The sequence below is a fragment of the Thauera butanivorans NBRC 103042 genome (assembly GCF_001591165.1).
Lineage (GTDB): Bacteria > Pseudomonadota > Gammaproteobacteria > Burkholderiales > Rhodocyclaceae > Thauera > Thauera butanivorans.
Map to the genome: position 1 here is coordinate 19,445 of NZ_BCUG01000032.1, position 15,797 is coordinate 35,241.

19 protein-coding genes and 1 pseudogene are annotated in these 15,797 nt (G+C 65.7%); 10 read left to right on the forward strand and 10 right to left on the reverse strand.

Annotated elements, in window-relative coordinates:
* Positions 1-35: 35 nt before the first annotated feature.
* The 10 genes and pseudogenes from TBU01S_RS13625 to TBU01S_RS13665 all read left to right on the forward strand — a co-directional run bounded on the left by TBU01S_RS13625 (position 36) and on the right by TBU01S_RS13665 (position 6,417).
* The gene (locus TBU01S_RS13625; protein ID WP_217999616.1) at positions 36-350 is read left to right on the forward strand and encodes a helix-turn-helix domain-containing protein; all 315 of its coding nucleotides are present in this window, start codon (positions 36-38) and stop codon (positions 348-350) included.
* Positions 347-1,018, forward strand: a pseudogene (locus tag TBU01S_RS25110) (HipA N-terminal domain-containing protein); the annotation flags it as partial. The gene TBU01S_RS13625 and the pseudogene TBU01S_RS25110, both read left to right, overlap by 4 nt.
* Positions 931-1,659 carry a HipA domain-containing protein gene (locus TBU01S_RS24800; protein ID WP_281178451.1) on the forward strand — a complete coding sequence of 243 codons (729 nt, stop codon included), beginning with the start codon at positions 931-933 and terminating at the stop codon, positions 1,657-1,659. The pseudogene TBU01S_RS25110 and the gene TBU01S_RS24800, both read left to right, overlap by 88 nt.
* 41 nt (positions 1,660-1,700) lie before the next feature.
* Positions 1,701-2,063, forward strand: a complete 363-nt coding sequence (locus TBU01S_RS13635) for a DUF1801 domain-containing protein (protein WP_068637176.1) — start codon at positions 1,701-1,703, stop codon at positions 2,061-2,063.
* Positions 2,064-2,102: 39 nt separating this feature from the next.
* The gene (locus TBU01S_RS13640) at positions 2,103-2,837 is read left to right on the forward strand and encodes a class I SAM-dependent methyltransferase (protein WP_068637177.1); all 735 of its coding nucleotides are present in this window, start codon (positions 2,103-2,105) and stop codon (positions 2,835-2,837) included.
* A gap of 68 nt (positions 2,838-2,905) precedes the next feature.
* Positions 2,906-4,096 carry a beta-ketoacyl-[acyl-carrier-protein] synthase family protein gene (locus TBU01S_RS13645; protein ID WP_068637238.1) on the forward strand — a complete coding sequence of 397 codons (1,191 nt, stop codon included), beginning with the start codon at positions 2,906-2,908 and terminating at the stop codon, positions 4,094-4,096.
* A gap of 2 nt (positions 4,097-4,098) precedes the next feature.
* Positions 4,099-4,914, forward strand: a complete 816-nt coding sequence (locus TBU01S_RS13650; protein ID WP_068637178.1) for a beta-ketoacyl synthase chain length factor — start codon at positions 4,099-4,101, stop codon at positions 4,912-4,914.
* Complete coding sequence (locus TBU01S_RS13655; protein WP_068637179.1) at positions 4,908-5,360, forward strand: hotdog family protein; 453 nt, start codon at positions 4,908-4,910, stop codon at positions 5,358-5,360. Before TBU01S_RS13650 ends, TBU01S_RS13655 begins: the two co-directional genes overlap by 7 nt.
* Positions 5,357-6,076 carry a 3-oxoacyl-ACP reductase FabG gene (gene fabG / locus TBU01S_RS13660; protein ID WP_068637180.1) on the forward strand — a complete coding sequence of 240 codons (720 nt, stop codon included), beginning with the start codon at positions 5,357-5,359 and terminating at the stop codon, positions 6,074-6,076. The genes TBU01S_RS13655 and fabG overlap by 4 nt, the downstream gene beginning before the upstream one ends.
* A 17-nt stretch (positions 6,077-6,093) precedes the next feature.
* A complete protein-coding gene (locus TBU01S_RS13665; RefSeq protein WP_068637181.1) occupies positions 6,094-6,417 on the forward strand; it encodes a hypothetical protein in 324 nt (107 codons plus the stop codon).
* Positions 6,418-6,432: 15 nt separating this feature from the next.
* On the opposite strand, the gene tnpA is transcribed toward TBU01S_RS13665, so the two are convergent.
* From tnpA to TBU01S_RS13715, 10 genes are all read right to left on the reverse strand, one after another.
* Positions 6,433-6,849 carry an IS200/IS605 family transposase gene (tnpA, locus tag TBU01S_RS13670; RefSeq protein ID WP_157659149.1) on the reverse strand — a complete coding sequence of 139 codons (417 nt, stop codon included), beginning with the start codon at positions 6,847-6,849 and terminating at the stop codon, positions 6,433-6,435.
* A gap of 282 nt (positions 6,850-7,131) precedes the next feature.
* Positions 7,132-8,346 (reverse strand): cation:proton antiporter, encoded by a 1,215-nt coding sequence (locus TBU01S_RS13675; RefSeq protein WP_068637182.1) that lies wholly within the window; start codon positions 8,344-8,346, stop codon positions 7,132-7,134.
* Positions 8,343-9,092 carry a class I SAM-dependent methyltransferase gene (locus tag TBU01S_RS13680; protein ID WP_068637183.1) on the reverse strand — a complete coding sequence of 250 codons (750 nt, stop codon included), beginning with the start codon at positions 9,090-9,092 and terminating at the stop codon, positions 8,343-8,345. Before TBU01S_RS13680 ends, TBU01S_RS13675 begins: the two co-directional genes overlap by 4 nt.
* A gap of 11 nt (positions 9,093-9,103) precedes the next feature.
* Positions 9,104-9,865: a glycosyltransferase family 2 protein gene (locus TBU01S_RS13685; protein ID WP_068637184.1), complete on the reverse strand. Its 762-nt coding sequence runs from the start codon at positions 9,863-9,865 to the stop codon at positions 9,104-9,106.
* Positions 9,866-9,868: 3 nt separating this feature from the next.
* Positions 9,869-10,651: a lysophospholipid acyltransferase family protein gene (locus TBU01S_RS13690; RefSeq protein WP_068637185.1), complete on the reverse strand. Its 783-nt coding sequence runs from the start codon at positions 10,649-10,651 to the stop codon at positions 9,869-9,871.
* Complete coding sequence (locus TBU01S_RS13695; protein ID WP_217999619.1) at positions 10,648-11,703, reverse strand: chorismate transformation FkbO/Hyg5 family protein; 1,056 nt, start codon at positions 11,701-11,703, stop codon at positions 10,648-10,650. The genes TBU01S_RS13690 and TBU01S_RS13695 overlap by 4 nt, the downstream gene beginning before the upstream one ends.
* Complete coding sequence (locus TBU01S_RS13700; RefSeq protein WP_068637187.1) at positions 11,704-13,014, reverse strand: NAD(P)/FAD-dependent oxidoreductase; 1,311 nt, start codon at positions 13,012-13,014, stop codon at positions 11,704-11,706. It abuts the gene before it with no gap.
* A gap of 61 nt (positions 13,015-13,075) precedes the next feature.
* The gene (tpx, locus tag TBU01S_RS13705; RefSeq protein WP_068637188.1) at positions 13,076-13,576 is read right to left on the reverse strand and encodes a thiol peroxidase; all 501 of its coding nucleotides are present in this window, start codon (positions 13,574-13,576) and stop codon (positions 13,076-13,078) included.
* 105 nt (positions 13,577-13,681) lie between these two features.
* The gene (locus tag TBU01S_RS13710) at positions 13,682-14,020 is read right to left on the reverse strand and encodes a hypothetical protein (protein ID WP_068637189.1); all 339 of its coding nucleotides are present in this window, start codon (positions 14,018-14,020) and stop codon (positions 13,682-13,684) included.
* Positions 14,021-14,170: 150 nt separating this feature from the next.
* Complete coding sequence (locus TBU01S_RS13715) at positions 14,171-15,775, reverse strand: glycoside hydrolase family 19 protein (protein ID WP_068637190.1); 1,605 nt, start codon at positions 15,773-15,775, stop codon at positions 14,171-14,173.
* Positions 15,776-15,797: the final 22 nt, after the last annotated feature.

Here is a 15,797-nt window from a genome sequence, read left to right on the forward strand (position 1 = left end):
GATGTGAAAAAATAGATACGATCCAATCTTTTTCCATGGCCATGCAAAAATCCATCCAATCCGTTGCCGACCTTGGCCTCGTATTGCGCGCCGTGCGCAAGAGCCAAGGCCTGCGCCTGGACGATCTGGCCGGCAGCGCAGGCGTGGGGCATGTGTTTGCCCGCGAGGTCGAGCATGGCAAGGAAACCGTGCAAATGGGCCGCGTGCTCCGGCTGCTTGAAGAAGCAGGTGTCAGGCTGAGCGTAGACATCTCCGTCGACGCCTTGCCCTACCTGGAAGCACTACAAGCAACCGGCCTCAAGCCCCTGAAGCCGCGAGCCCCCGGCAACCGAAAGAAAGCGCCTCGATGAGCGCCTCTCGCCACTTGCAGGTGCGTATCAACGATCAAGCCGTGGGTACGCTGCGCACGCAGGACGACATATGGCGCTTTGCCTATGCGCCACAGTGGCTCACGCACCCACGAGCATTCGCGCTGGCGCCGAGTCTATCTCTGGCGGCAGAGGAATATGTGGACGGCGCCGATCAGCGTCCGGTGCAGTGGTACTTCGACAACCTCCTGCCCGAAGAGAATCTGCGCCACGTGCTGGCCAGGGAAGCACGCATCGACGCAGCGGACGCCTTCGGCCTGCTGGCCTGCTTTGGCGCGGAATCCGCAGGCTCTTTGGTGCTGGAAGCAGCCGGCGCAACACCACTGGCCACAGGCCTGGTGCCACTTTCACTGCCGGCGCTGGACGCACGCATCAGCAACCTGCCGCGAGCCTCGCTGATGCAGGATGCGCCCAAGCGCATGTCGCTGGCAGGTGCCCAGCACAAGATGGTGGTGGTCTGGCAGGGCGACGCCCTGTTCGAGCCGAAGCCCGGCACGCCATCCACCCATATCCTCAAGCCCGATAGCCAATCCGAGAACTACCCTCACTCCGTCATCAACGAATACTTCGGCATGCGGTTGGCCTCAGCAGCGGGGCTGAACGTGCCTCGCATACATCGTCTGTACACACCGCAGCCCGTCTACATCATCGAACGCTTCGACCGCAGCGCCACCCCGGACGGCAGCTGCACATCATCGACACCTGCCAACTGCTGGGCCAGTCACGCGCCTTCAAGTATGAACGGGCCTCGCTGGATTCCCTGGCCTTGGCCGTGCAGCAATGCACCGCCAAGGCCGCCGCACGCCTACAACTCTACCGCTGGGTGCTGTTCAACTACCTGCTGGGCAACGGCGACAACCACCTCAAGAACCTCTCGTTCCACATCAGCCACGAAAGCATACAACTGGCCCCGGCCTATGATCTGCTGTGCACCGCTATCTACGACACGCAGGCCTTCAGTTCCAGGCCAAGCTGGCCCCGCGCGCCACTGGCGCTCAGCCTGGGTGAAGCCACCCGGTTTGACCAGGTGAGCCGGGTCACGCTGCTGCAGGCAGGTCAGACCCTGGGCCTAACGCCCGCCTCGGCACAGCGCGAACTCAACAGGATGCTCACCCGCCTAGCCACGCAAGCCGACCACCTGCTGGCCGAAATCGAAGCCGGCTACCCGGCCTGCATTGCCGCCAGCCCTGAACCGCAACAGGCGGCGCTACACCAAGCAGGCGAGCTGCGTCTGCTGCACGCCATACGGCATGTCGTTCTGGCCGACACCCTGGGCCGGGTGCAGGAATAAAGCCCCCATGTGCAGCAGAATTCAAACTTGAGTACCGCATCATGGCCACAAAGACCGTTCAAGCACTTCTTGATGATGTACACCTTCTCGGCAATGATCAGTACTCATTGGTCGAGTCTGTTCGCGCTCTCGTCAAGGGCCAGTTCCCGTCCGTATCGGAGGAAGTCAAATACGGCGGCGTACTTTTTTCTTCTGGCGTGCAGTTCTGCGGCGTCTTCGCCTACAAGGAGCATGTCTCTGTCGAGTTCAGCCACGGAGCCAGGATCACAGATCCCTTCGGCCACCTTGAAGGCAACGGCAAAGGCAGGCGGCACATCAAGCTGCGCACGACCAAGGACGTCGAGGCAAAGAATCTGGCTCACTATCTCCCGCTGGCGCTGGAGGCCGCAAGCCGCACTGCCTGACAGACCACTCACTACCCGTCCACTCGGCGACGCCTGCCCATGACCGATCAAGCTTTTCTGAACACCCTGCTCGACAAGGCCACCGACCGCTTCCGCGCCAGCGGCCGCTTCGCTTGGCACTACGCGCGCGGCAAGCTCTCCGGCGACTGCATCTTCCGCGAACTGCTGCGCCAGGGCATCTTCCCGGCGCAAGGGCATTTCCTCGACCTCGGCTGCGGCCAGGGTTCGCTGTTCTCGTGGCTGCTGGCCACCCGCGAGCTGTACGAACTGGGCAACTGGCCGACGGACTGGGCACCCGCGCCGAAGCCGCTGTCGCTGCGCGGGGTGGAGCTGATGCAGAAGGACGTCGACCGCGCCGCGCAGGCTTTCGGCGCGAATCATCCGGTAGTCGGCATCGTCCAGGGCGACATGTGCAAGACGGATTTCGGCCAGGTCGACGTCGTCACCATCCTCGACGCCTTGCACTACTTCGATCACGACGGCCAGCGCGACGTGCTCAGCCGCACCCACGCCGCCCTGCCACCCGGTGGCGTGTTCGTGACCCGCATCGGCGACGCCGCTGCCGGCCTGCCCTACCATCTGTGCAACCTGACGGATCACGTCGTCACCTTCATGCGCGGCCACCGCCTGCCGCGCCTGTATTGCCGCCCCCTGGCCGAGTGGGTGGCACTGCTGGAGGAGATCGGCTTCAAGGTCGAGCCGATGAAGATGAGCGAAGGCAAACCCTTCGCCAACGTCATGCTCGTATGCCGCGTGCCCGCAACCCGGGCCTGAACCGCGGCCGGGCATCCGCCCTGCGGCCCTCTGCTAAAATCCGAGCCTTCCCTGTTCCGGGCCAAGACGTGACGCCACTGCTGCTTTCTTCCTTCACCGCCACGACCTGCCTCGGCCGCGGCCTGGATGCGACGTGCGAGGCGCTGCGCCACGGGCAGAGCGGCTTGCAGCCCTGCGCCTTCGAGACCGTACAGTTGCCGACGTGGCTCGGCGAAGTCGGCGCGATCGATGACGAACGCTTGCCCGGGCACCTCGCCCATTACGATTGCCGCAACAATCGCCTGGCTCGGATCGGCCTGGAGACCGACGGCTTCGCCGGGCGCGTGCACGAAGCCATCGCCCGCTATGGCAGCAATCGGGTCGGCATCTTCGTCGGCACCAGCACCGCCGGCATCCTGCAGACCGAGCTTGCCTACCGCCGGCGCGACCCCTTGAGCGGTGCACTGCCGGCCGACTTCGACTACCGCAGGACGCACAATTCCTTTTCGCCGGCCGAGTTCACCCGCGACTATTTCGCGCTAAAAGGCATGGCGATGGCGATCTCGACTGCCTGCTCGTCCAGCGCCAAGGTCTTCGCCGCTGCCGCGCGGCAGATCGCGCTGGGCACGATCGACGCCGCCGTCATCGGCGGTGTCGACAGCCTGTGCCTGACCACGCTGTACGGTTTCGCCTCGCTGCAGCTGACCTCGACCCAGCCCTGCCGTCCCTACGACGCCGGCCGCGACGGCATCTCGATCGGCGAAGCCGCAGCCTTCGCCCTGCTCGAACGCGCCGACGAGGCCGTCGCGGGCGACATCCTGCTGCAAGGCTGCGGCGAATCCAGCGACGCCTACCACATGTCCTCGCCCCACCCCGAAGGCCTCGGCGCCCGACTGGCAATGACCGCCGCATTGCGCTCGGCGGCGCTGGATGCCGACGATATCGGCTACATCAATCTGCACGGCACCGCCACGCCCGCCAACGATGCCGCCGAAGGCAAGGCCGTCGCCGCGCTGTTCGGCAAACGCGTGCCATGCAGTTCGACCAAGGGCGCCACCGGCCACACGCTGGGCGCGGCTGGCGCGGTCGAAGCGGTCGTCTGCGCGCTGGCGCTGCAGCAGGGCTGGCTGCCCGGCAGTCCCGGTACCCGGCAGCCCGACCCGAAGATTCCGATCCAGTACCTCGTCGACACACGGCCCGCGGAACTGCGGCATGCGCTGTCCAACTCCTTCGGCTTCGGCGGCAGCAATTGCAGCCTGATCTTCGGAGTAGTGAGATGAATATGGCGACTACTAACACGACCGCGCCGTTGCGCGCCTGGGTGGACAGCATCGGCTTCATCGCCCCCGGCCTGCCGGACTGGCCTGCAGCGTGCGCCGTGCTGCGCGGCGAACAGGCCTGGCTATCCGCCCCTGGCATTCTCCCCGCGCCCGGCCTGCTGCCCCCCGCCGAGCGCCGCCGCGCCAGCCGGGTGGTCAAGCTGGCGCTGGCGCTCGGCCTCGAAGCCGCCACCCATGCCGAAGCCGACCCGGCCACGCTGGCGACGGTGTTCGCCTCATCGGGCGCCGACGGCCACAACTGCCATGCGCTGTGCGAGCAACTGGCCGGCGGCGACCGCCAGATCTCGCCCACGCGCTTCCACAACTCCGTGCATAACGCCGCCGCCGGCTACTGGGGCATCGCCACCCACGCGATGCAGCCCTGCCAGGTGCTCTGCGCCTTCGACGCCAGCTTCGGTGCCGGTCTGCTCGATGGACTGGCCCAGGTCGTCAGCGACTGCGTGCCGGTACTGCTGATCGCCTACGACAGCGAATACCCGCAGCCGCTGCATGCCAAGCGCGACACGCCCGACTGCGGCGGCGTCGCCATGCTGCTCAGTCCGGCGCCAACTGCGCACTCGCTCGCCGCCATCAAGCTGGACCCGACCGATACAGCCGCCGACCGGCTAAGCGATGCCGGACTGGAAGGCCTGCGCACAGCCATTCCGGCGCTGCGCTCCCTGCCGCTGCTGAAGCACCTCGCCTGTGGCAGCGCAGGCACGGTCGTCCTCGACTACCTGCCGCCGATGCAACTGCGCATCGACGTCCAGCCATGCTAGACCGCGACGGCATCGCCTCACGCATTCCCCATCAGGGCAGCATGTGCCTGCTGGACAGCGCCGTGGCCTGGGACGACGGACACATCCACTGCCGCGCCAGCAGCCACACCGCGGCGGACAATCCGTTGCGCGCCGACGGCCGCCTCGGTGCCGCGACCGGTATCGAATACGCCGCGCAGGCGATGGCGCTGCACGGCGCACTGCTCGCCAGCCCCGACGGTATGGCCCGCCAGGGCTATCTGGCAAGCGTGCGCAACGTGCAGTTGCATGCCGCCCGGCTGGACGATCTGCCCGGCCAACTCGACATCCGCGCCGAACGCCTGTCCGGCGACAGCGATACCATCCTCTACCAGTTCAGGCTCGAACACGCCGGCCGCAAGCTGCTCGAAGGCCGCGCCGTGGTCGTCATGGACGCCGAGCGTTCCACCCTGGAGCACTCCGCATGAAACGCGCCCTCATCACCGGCGGCAGCGGCGGCATCGGCGCCGCCATCTGCCAGCGGCTCGCCGCCGACGGCCTGCACGTCATCGTCCATGCCAACCGCAACCTCGACCGCGCCGAGGCCATCGCCGCCGACATCCGCAACAACGGCGGCAGCGCCGAAGCCGTCGCCTTCGACCTGACCGACGGCACTGCCACCACCGCCGCGCTCGAAACCCTGCTCGCGGCCGGCACCATCCAGGTGCTGGTCAACAACGCCGGCATCCACGACGACGCCGTGCTGCCCGGCATGAGCACCACGCAGTGGCACAGGGTCATCGACGTATCGCTGAACGGCTTCTTCAACGTCACCCAACCGCTCAGCCTGCCAATGATCCGCAGCCGCTGGGGCCGCATCATCAACATCTCATCGATCGCCGCCATCACCGGGAATCGCGGTCAGGTGAATTACTCGGCCGCCAAGGGCGCGCTGCACGCCGCCACCAAGTCACTCGCGCTCGAAGTCGCCAGCCGCGGTATCACCGTCAACGCCGTCGCCCCCGGCATCATCGCCACAGACATGATCGACGGTCATTTCGACCCCGATTCGATCAGAAAGCTAGTGCCGATGCAGCGCGCCGGACGGCCCGAGGAAGTCGCCGAACTCGTTGCCTTCCTCGCTTCGGACAAGGCTGCCTATATTTCCGGGCAGGTGATTTCGATCAACGGGGCGATGACCTGAAAGACAGGCGCCAGACCGTGACGGAAGCAAAGGAGCGGCTACTCAAGAACCATCCCGTCATCGAATTTCTGGTCGTCCTGATTTCCACCCTGCTGGCTCCGGGGGCCATTAGCACTGCGGCCATGTGGTTGAGCGTCAATGCTTTTACCTGGTGTTCAGTCCGGTCTCTGGGCGGCATCGGGGCCGGCGGCGGCTTTTCCATCGGCATCGATTCGCTGTTCCTCGCGTTCATGTTTGCCCTCGTGTGGCTGCAGTCATCCCTGATCGTTTTAAGTCAAATACCACCGGCAAAGCCGGTGGCTTGGATGGTGAGCGCCTCAAAGGCGCCCATGAAACCGTGAGCCGCCCTTGGCGGCTTACCCTATTTCCAGCTTCATCTGGTCGTAGCGCTCGCCCTCATCTTCCTGGTTGCGGATGTACGCCCGAACGATGTTCTCGTCCAATCCGACCGTCGAGACGAAGTAGCCCCTCGCCCAGAAATGCTCGCCGGTGAAATTCTTCTGTCGCCCGCCGAACTTGCGCACGATCTGAATCGCGCTCTTCCCCTTCAGGTAGCCCACCACATTCGACACTGCGTAATTCGGAGGAATGCTCAGGCACATGTGAACGTGATCGCCCATCAGATGTCCTTCGACAATCTTGGACTCCTTGTGCGAAGCCAGTTCGTGAAACAGTTCCCCCAAGTGACGACGCAACATCCCGAACACCCGCTTCTTGCGCCTCTTCGGTATGAACACCACATGGTACTTGCAGTCCCATCTCGTGTGACTCAGGCTCTGCTACTCTTTCATCGTGAATCTCCTTCTCTTGGCAGAGATCAGAAATTCACGCCGACCGTCGTAAAGGTCAAACCTTGGTGAGTCCCCCGGCACAGCCGGGGGCTTACCTCTATGAGTTACCGGAACGAGCCACCCTTCCCGGTGGAGCATCAGCGCCTGGCCAAGGATCTGATCGTCAGAGCCGTCCGCAACTGGATCCTGCGCGCCATTGAGGCCTTACCGCCCGTCCAGAATGCCAAACGGTAGAATCTCTCTCGGTCTTACACACCTTAAACCTCAAGGAAGCGGCGACCTTTGAACTCCCTTTTCTGAAGACCCGCCCCGCAGCCTCGGCACCACCTGCGGTACCGTCAGCATCGTGCTCGCCACTGCCATCAGCAGCAGCGCGGTGAAGGCTTCGCTGGAGATGATGTGGCGGTCGAGCAGGACGTTGCCGAAGATGATCATGATCAGCGCCTTGGTCTGCAGCAGCCAGCCGATGATCGAAGCTTCGCCCGGCGGCCATTTCAGGATGCAGCCAGCCAGTTGCGCGCCGATCAGTTTGCCGGCCACCGAGGCGGCGAGCAGCAGCGCAGCGGCGGCGAAGACGGTACCACCGCCGACTTCCCAATTCGTCCGCAGGCCGGTCGACAGGAAGAAGACCGGCATCAGCGCCAGCAGCACGTGATGGCGCAGCAGGTCCATCCTTTTCTGGTCGAACCACCTGGATTCCATCGCCGCGCCGGCCAGGAAAGCGCCGACCATGCTGTGCAGGCCGGCCCAGTCGGCGGCGAAGCCACACACCGCCAGCCAGATCAGCGCCAGATACCAGCGGTCGCGCTCGGCGACGGTTTCCATCAGCCGGCGAAACAGCCAGGTGGCGACGGCAAAGCCGATCAGGAAGATCACCTGCTTGCCCACCCGCTGCCAGTCCATCAGGATCAGCGCCAGCACCGCCCATATGGCGATGTCGTCCAGGCTGGCGTAGCGCAGGATACGCTGGCCAAGCGGCTGGCGCAGGATGTCCATCTTTTCCATCAGCAGGATCAGGATGGGCAGGGCGGTGACCGCGCAAGCCATGCCGACACCCAGCACGAACTGCCAGCGTTCCCCCTCGCCGCCGAGCCAGCCATTGCCCGTCAGCAGCATCACAACGGCCGCTGCGGCGCCGAAGACGAAGGGCACGCCAAGCGCCAGCCCCGCGGTGATGCCGCTTTCGCGGCGGTGCTGCCAGGCTTTGCCGAGGTCGAGTTCGATTCCGGCGATCATCACGAACAGCATCACGCCCCACCAGGCGATGCCGTTCAGGGTCTGCACCACCTCTGGCGTAAATACGAAGTGGTAATAGCCCGGAAAAGCCGTGCCGAGCACACCCGGTCCGAGCAGGATACCGGTCAGGATCTGGACGACAACCAGCGGCGCAAAATAGTCGGTGTTGCCGAGTCGCCAGATCAGCCACGGCACGGCGAAGATCATCGCCATGGCGATGAGGAACAGCTCGGCGGTGTTCATGCCTTGCGCCCGGTGTACTCCCGGAAGATGCCGAAGGTCAGCGCACAATCGACATCGACGAAGCCGGCGCACCGCAGCGTGGCCAAGATGGACTCCGGATCGGCGGCAGCGTCGATGGTGTCACCATAGTATTCCCACAAGCGCCGCACGTCGGCGGCCTGGCCGGACAGGCGCGTGACCATCGGTACGACACCGCCGATGTAGGCATGCAGCGCGAGTCGCCCGAGGCGGCTCGCCGGGCGGCTGATCTCCATGATGCAGACGCGGCCGCCCGGTTTCAGCACGCGGAAATACTCGCCGAACGCGGCGTCCATGTCGCCGACATGGCGCAGCGCATAGCCCATCGAGACGAAATCGACGCTTGCGTCGGGCAGCGGGATCGACTCGGCATAGGCGGTTAGAGTTTCGACGTCCAGCTTCTTCTTCAGCTCGGCCAGCATGCCCGGCGAGGGGTCGAGCGCCACCACCCGGCCTTGCGGCCCCAGCAGTTGGTGGGCTTCGACCGTGACCAAGCCGGTGCCGGCAGCCACGTCCAGCACCGCCATGCCGGGCCGCACGCCGTTCCTGCGCAGGACTTCGCGCCGATACCAGCGGCCGCTGCCGAGCGCAGCGATGCGGTCGGCCTGGTCGTAGCCGGCCGCAGCTTCGTCGAACATCTCCCGCGTCACGCTGCGCCGTTCACCTTCGTCGGCAAAATAGGCGCCCAGACGGGCATCGTCCTTGAGCGCGGAATTTTTCTTGGTCATCAGGGGAAATCTTAACGGGAAGGAAAGCGGCGCAGCAGCAGGGCGGGCAGGCGGCCGAGGAAGCCGAAGAACAGCCGCGTGTGCATGCCGGTCAGCAACACATTGTCGCGCAGGTAACGGAAATGCGACACACCACCTTCGCTGGCGCTGAGGTAGCGCACCGGTGCGTCGCGGTTGATCGGCCGCACGCCGGCCCAGCACAGGCGCACGACCGCCTCGGGGTCGAAGTCGAAGCGGCGCATCCAGCGATTGCCGCGCATGATGCGGATCAGCGGTGTCATCGGATAAACGCGAAAGCCGTACAGCGAGTCGCCGATGCCCATCCACAGGGTTTCGAAATTGGCCCACCAGTTCGACACCTTGCGACCGTTGACGCGCAGCGCCGGCGCATCGGCGCTGAACACCGGCTTGCCCAGCACCATCACGCTGGGCTCGGCCTGCGAAGCGACCATGAACTCGGGAATCAGCTCGGCAGGATGCTGGCCGTCGGAATCCATCGTCAGCGCATGGGTGAAACCCCGGGCGACAGCCTGCTCCATGCCTTCGAGCACCGCTGCGCCCTTACCGCGGTTCTCGGACAGCACGATCACGTGCAGGCCTTCGTCGTGTTCGGCGAGCGCCAGCAGGCGCTCGGCGCTGCCGTCGGTACTGCCGTCGACCACCACCCACACCGGCGACCACTGCGCGCGCGCAGCGCGCACCGTCTCCAGTACGCCGGGACCGGGATTGTAGCTGGGGATGAGGACGAGATGGGTGCACGAGGGCTGCTGCATGGTTCAGGCGCTGGCGGGTTGCGGGGCGGGCTCGGCCGTTTCGGTTGCGCCCAGTTCGGCGCGCAGGTGGGCTTCCAGCTCGGCGGTGAAGGCGCTGACATCGGTCGGCGGCGAAAAACACCGTCCCAGCCGGATACGGCAGGACAGTGGCAGCGACGGCGGTTTGGCCAGCGGCCAGGCCTTGCCCAGGTAAGGCGTGGAAAACTCGATCAGCAAGGCCTGCACCGGTGCCTTGGCTCGCGCCGCGATCAGGCCGGCGGTCGGCATGCAGCGGTCGAGCGGGAACAGGCGGGTGCGGCTGCCTTCGGGGAAGATCACCAGTTGCGCGCCTTCGGCCAGTTCCTTGCGCGCGTCGCGGATCATCTTGAAGGGCACGTCGTTGCGGATGTAGCGCGCCATGCGGGCGGCGGCGCCGAACAGGATATTGTCGAGGATGCTGGCCTTCATCACGCAGACGGCGTTGGGCAGGCGAGACAGGATCAGCACCGCGTCGAGCAGCGAAGGGTGGTTTGCCACCACCACCACCGGCCCGCCATGGCGCAGGCTGTCAAGTTCACCGAAGTCGAAACGGCAGGCACAGAGCACGCGCAGGATGATCAGATAGATGCGCAGCCCGATGAAGATCGCGTAGCGGCCGATGCGCTGGCCGATGCGCTGCGGCAACAGCGGACTGAGTACCATCGCGAAGGGCAACCAGGTCAGGCAGACCACGGCCAGTGCGCCCAGCCCGAGGCACATCGCCACCGCTTCGTAGGCGCGCCAGATGCGCGTGCGCAGACTCGTCATCGTGTCTGCAAGGCCATGGCCTCGATCTCGACCAGCAGATCGGCGCGGCATACGTCGGCTTCGAGGTAGCAGACTTCGGCCCCGCCAAGCATTTCGCGGACCAGAGCGTCGACCACCGGCAGATCCCCGGCATGACGCAGATAGGCGCGGCAGCTCAGGCCTTCCGCACGGAATGGCCCCGCCCGTGCGACACGATTAGCTTCCTCGAGCACGGTCAGAACGTTCAGCAGGCTTTCCCGCGTCTGCGCGGCGACGTCGTCGGCGTGTAACGTGCGGTGCCCGACGATGCTGGCAGTGCCGGAAATGAACAACACTTCCTGTCCCGGCGGATAGGCCAGCGCGGCGCGTGAAAAAGTCGGACTGCGCGGCCCGTAGTCCTCGGGATAACGCCAGGCGCTGATCTGGCGCGGGTTCTCGATCGGCACGATCGCTTCCCTGCCAGCCATGAAGGCGATAGACAGCGGGCCGTCCGCCAGCCCCAGCGCGCAGGCGGCCGGTATCCGGCAACCTGCGCCGCGGGCGGCATCGAACGCGTTCTGCCGCCCGATGTTGAACTGGCGGTAGCGTTCCAGGCCGCGCGTTTCGCGGTTGATTGCCGCCATGTAGTTCCATGCCCGCCACAGCTCGGGCAAGCCTTGGGCATCCAGCAGGCGGAAGATGCGGCGGTAGGCGGCCTCGGCAGCCGCTTGCAAGGGGCTGGCCGAGGCGCCGGCAAACCCGGCTTCATCCAGTTCGATCACACCATAGAGCAGATCGCCGGCCCGTCGCCAGGCAATGCCCTCGTCGTGCCCGCCGATGCAGGGTTGAAACGCCAGCCAGCACTCGCGCAGCAGTCCGGACTGGGCGGACGAGGCGGACAGCACCGCCGGCAGCGTCTGTTCGGGCCATTCCGCCGCTGTGATCGTGCCCAGGCGGGTGCCGCCCAGCACGCTGGCAGCATCGCAAGCAGGGTGAAGCGCCTGGGCTGCGGTCTGGAACGACAGGAAGCTCATGCCCTGGGTCACGCTTCGGTGTGCGGCGAAATTGGCGGAAGCGGGCGATGATACAGACATTCAGGCCGCCTCTTCCACCCGGCGGATGTTGAAGCGGCGACGCTTCCAGGCAGTCAATGCACGGCGGGGCTGGAGCACGTTGGCTACGTAATACAGCGCCTTGAAAGCCCACACCGAGGGCCAGATCGGCGTCTTGCCAAAAATGTCGCCCGCCAGCACCGAAAGCAGCGCCTCCTGGGTACGGAAGGCGTTTCGCGGCCCCATGAAGAAATCCCGCATGATCGGGTTTGTCATGCGGTAGATGAACCACGAGAACACCTTCGGTCCGTGCTTCATGCGGCGGTCAAAATGCTGCAGCGCCGCGCTCGCCCTGGCCGGTTCGCGCAGGCAGGTGTCGATGGTCTCGGACGCCATCAGCCCGCTGTTCATCGCCAACCAGACGCCGGACGAGAACACCGGATCGACGAAGGCGTAGGCGTCGCCCAGCATCAGATAATTGGGGCCGTGATTGCGCTCGGCGGCGTAGGAGAAATTGCCCGTTCCCTCAACGGCGTGTACCAGTTCGGCGTTCTCGAGCCGCTCAGCCAACGGCGGACAGCTTGCAATGCCGTCGCGCAGAAACTGCTCCAGGCTGCGCTCGCCGCGCGTCTTCATGAAGTAGGGCCAGGTCACCATGCCGACGCTGGTGACATCGTTCATCATCGGGATAAACCAGAACCAGCCGTGCTCGAACCAGAAGATGGTGATGTTGCCCTCGTCGCTGCCGCAGTTCCGGCGCGCGCCCGAGAAATGGCCGAACACCGCCGCACTGGTGTGCTTCGGGTTTCGGTTCTTGATCTTGAAGCGGTTGGCGAGAAAAGTATCGCGGCCAGAGGCGTCCACCAGGAAGCGTGCCTGCCAGTGCTGTTCCCGACCGTCGTCGTGGATCGCCTGCACCACCACACGGTCTTCGGCTACGAAATCCACCGATTTCGCCCGGCAGCCTTCGATGACTTCCACCCCGCGCCGGGCCGCGTTGCGCATCAGCACGGAGTCGAAGTCGGAGCGCAGCACCTGATAGGCGTAGGGCAGGGACTTGTTCCAGGCCTTGGAGAAATAAAAGGTCTGGGTATTCGGATGATGCGGGGAGACAAACTCCGCCCCCCGCTTCACCATGCCGATCTCACGCACCTCGTCGGCAATGCCCAGGCGCTCCAGCAAGGGCAGGTTGGCGGGCAACAAGGATTCGCCGATGTGGAAACGCGGATAGCGGTCCTTTTCCAGTACGACGACCTTGTAGCCCTTTTCCGCCAGCAGGGGCGCCGCCGTGGCTCCGGCCGGCCCCGATCCGATGACCAGGACATCGCACACACCGGATTCTTCATGCTGCATCTAGCCACTCCATCGGTAGGCCGTCCCCTTGGCTGGCCCTCGTTTGCACCAGCGGCGGAGTTTACTTCAATGCAGCCAGCGCAGCGGCGTAATCCGGCTCTTCCTTGATCTCGGGCACGAGCTGGGAATACACGACCTTGTCGTTCGCATCGATCACCACCACCGCACGCGCGGTGACGCCGGCCAGCGGGCCGGAGGTGATGGCAACACCGTAGTCGCGGGCGAAATCGGGGTTGCGGAAGGTCGACAGCGTCTTCACGTTCTTCAGGCCCTCGGCCTCGCAGAAACGGCCGGCGGCGAAGGGCAGGTCGGCGGACACGGCCAGCACCACGGTGTCGGCCAGGCTGCTGGCCTCGGTATTGAACTTGCGCGCCGATGCCGCGCACACCGGCGTATCGAGGCTGGGAACGATGTTCAATACCTTGCGCTTGCCGGCGAAGGCGTCGAGGCCGACATCGGCCAGATCGGCGCCGGTCAGCTTGAAGGCGGGGGCGGCATCACCCGCCTGCGGAAAACGGCCGGCGACATCGATCGGATTGCCGCCAAGGGTCACAGTGCTCATGCTTGTTGTCCTCTGTCTGGTATGGGATTCCACCGCCCGGCCTTGCGGCGGACCGGCGGGGACGGACAGACTACACCAAGCCAATGGCGTATGGGGCGATGGAGATCAGCGCGGCGGGCGATCTTCGCCCGGACCATCGCGCCCCGTACCTTCCTCGATCTCCACTTCGCGGATGATCTCGCCTTCGATCACCATGCCGCGCCCGGCCGGCGGATGATCACGCATCTGCTTGCGCAGCGCGCGGGTCTTCCACCACAGATAGCCCCAGGCCACGGCGCCGACGGTGACGACGACGGCGAAGAAGACGACCGAGAACATCAGCGCCACGCCGAACACGGCAACGGTGACGATCGCGGCGACGATCTTCTGCAGCAGACTGGGCGGCGTACCGCCGCGGGCGCCGAACTGGTTGAAAAGGCCTGAGAACTTCGGATCTCGATACATGGGGCATCCCATCAAGGTGTCGGGGCCGCTACGGCTGGCCGAAGCGGCAGGATACCGTCTCAGAGGCGCAGCCCGGACAAAAGATTCCGTCGCCCGCATGTTTCGCCATGCAACAGTGCGACGGCAGGCCGACGGGCGGCCTGCATCCGGTCACGGATGCCGCCAGAAGGCGAAGGACTGGAAGCGTTCCGCTGCCCACCACGCGCTGGCCGACACCCCGCGCGTGACGTTGCGTGTACCGGCCTGGGATTCGAGCGGACGCAGAACCTCGCCGTCGGCGGCATGCCGCGCTTCAGTCCCCTCCTGCTCGGGCACGACGGCGGTAATGTGGCCAGAGCTGTTGAGATCGCGGCGCTTGGCGACGATGACGCAGACTTCGCCGGCATTCGCTGCCGCCTGCAACAGGGTCAGGTCCAGTTCTCGCGCCCAGCCGAATTCGGCGCCATGCTCGTCGAGCCAGTCGTACAGGGAATTGGCGTTCAGTTCGCGCACCGTCTGGCCATAGGTCACCTCCACCGGCTCACCCAGCGCCAGGCGGCGCAGCGCGGAGTCGGTCCACCACACGCGCGGCAGGTAGGCGCCCGCCAGGTGGGCGTAATCGGTGGCGTAGATGTTGCAGAAAGTCATGCCGGCGCGCGGCTGGTAGCGCAGGTGATCGGCCTTGGCGACGTCGAGGTAATCGACGATCCGCGCCAGCCCGGCGGCACCGCGTGCGCCTTCGGGGCCACTGCGCGCGGGGCGGTCGGCCTCGCCGAGCGGGTAGGCCCGCCCGCCATCCCGCACGCGGGTGATGTCCGGCCGGTCGGCCTCCAGATGGACTGCAGGCAGCGCCGGCAGCGTCTCGGCAGCCGGTGCGGCACGCGAACGCGGGCCACCACGCGTACGCGGACGCGGCGCGTACGGTTCCAGGTAGCGCTCGGCCACCACGCCTTCGCGCACGACGCCATTGAGCAGCACCCGCACCTGTACCCAGCCCGCCACCGCGGTCGGGCCGCGCACTTCGACTTCGGTGCCCTGCACCAGCGGCGCCAGCAGGCTTGCCGGCGTCACCTGCGGCGTGGAACGCAGATTGAGCTGCAAGGGCAGGACACGATGCGTCGGCGCGAACGGAGACATCGCCGGCGCGAAAGTTCCGGCCAGCCCCAGGTCACGCAGCGCCTGGCGGGCCTTCTCGAGCAGTTCGCGGCGATCGGCAAAGCCGTTCAGGCCGCCGTTGATGCGGCGCGTCACCGCTTTCAGGTCGTCGACGTCGGCCAGCGCGTTGAGATTCTCCCGCTGCCAGAAGAACACCGCGGCATCGACCGCGAGGCTGCCGGCGACGAGATCCGGATCGGCCACCACGTCCTGGCCGCACCATTGCGCAAAGCTGCGGTAGTTGTCCTTGCCGGTCAGCTGAATCAGGCCGCGGCCACGGTAGCGCCAGCCGTCGCCGCTCGCCTCGGCGCCATTGCCCATGCGCCCGCCATAGACCTTGCAAGCGATCTTCTCCGGCTTGCGCGCACAGGCTTCCGCTTCGGCACGCGTGCCGAAATACCGCGGAAAGACTTTCAGCAATCCGTCCGCCGAATAATTGAGATTCTCGACGGTCAGCCGCAGACAGCCGGATTCGTGCATGACCTGGGCAAGAAAATGGGCGATGCGCGGCACCGTGTCGACGGCGTGGGCCACCATCGCGGCATTGAGCGCATCGACGTAGCGGTCGGCATTGGCGCTGGTCGCGCCCATCCGGGTAAGCACCTCGCGTGTGATCAACATGCTGCACCCCCTGAAAACGCCT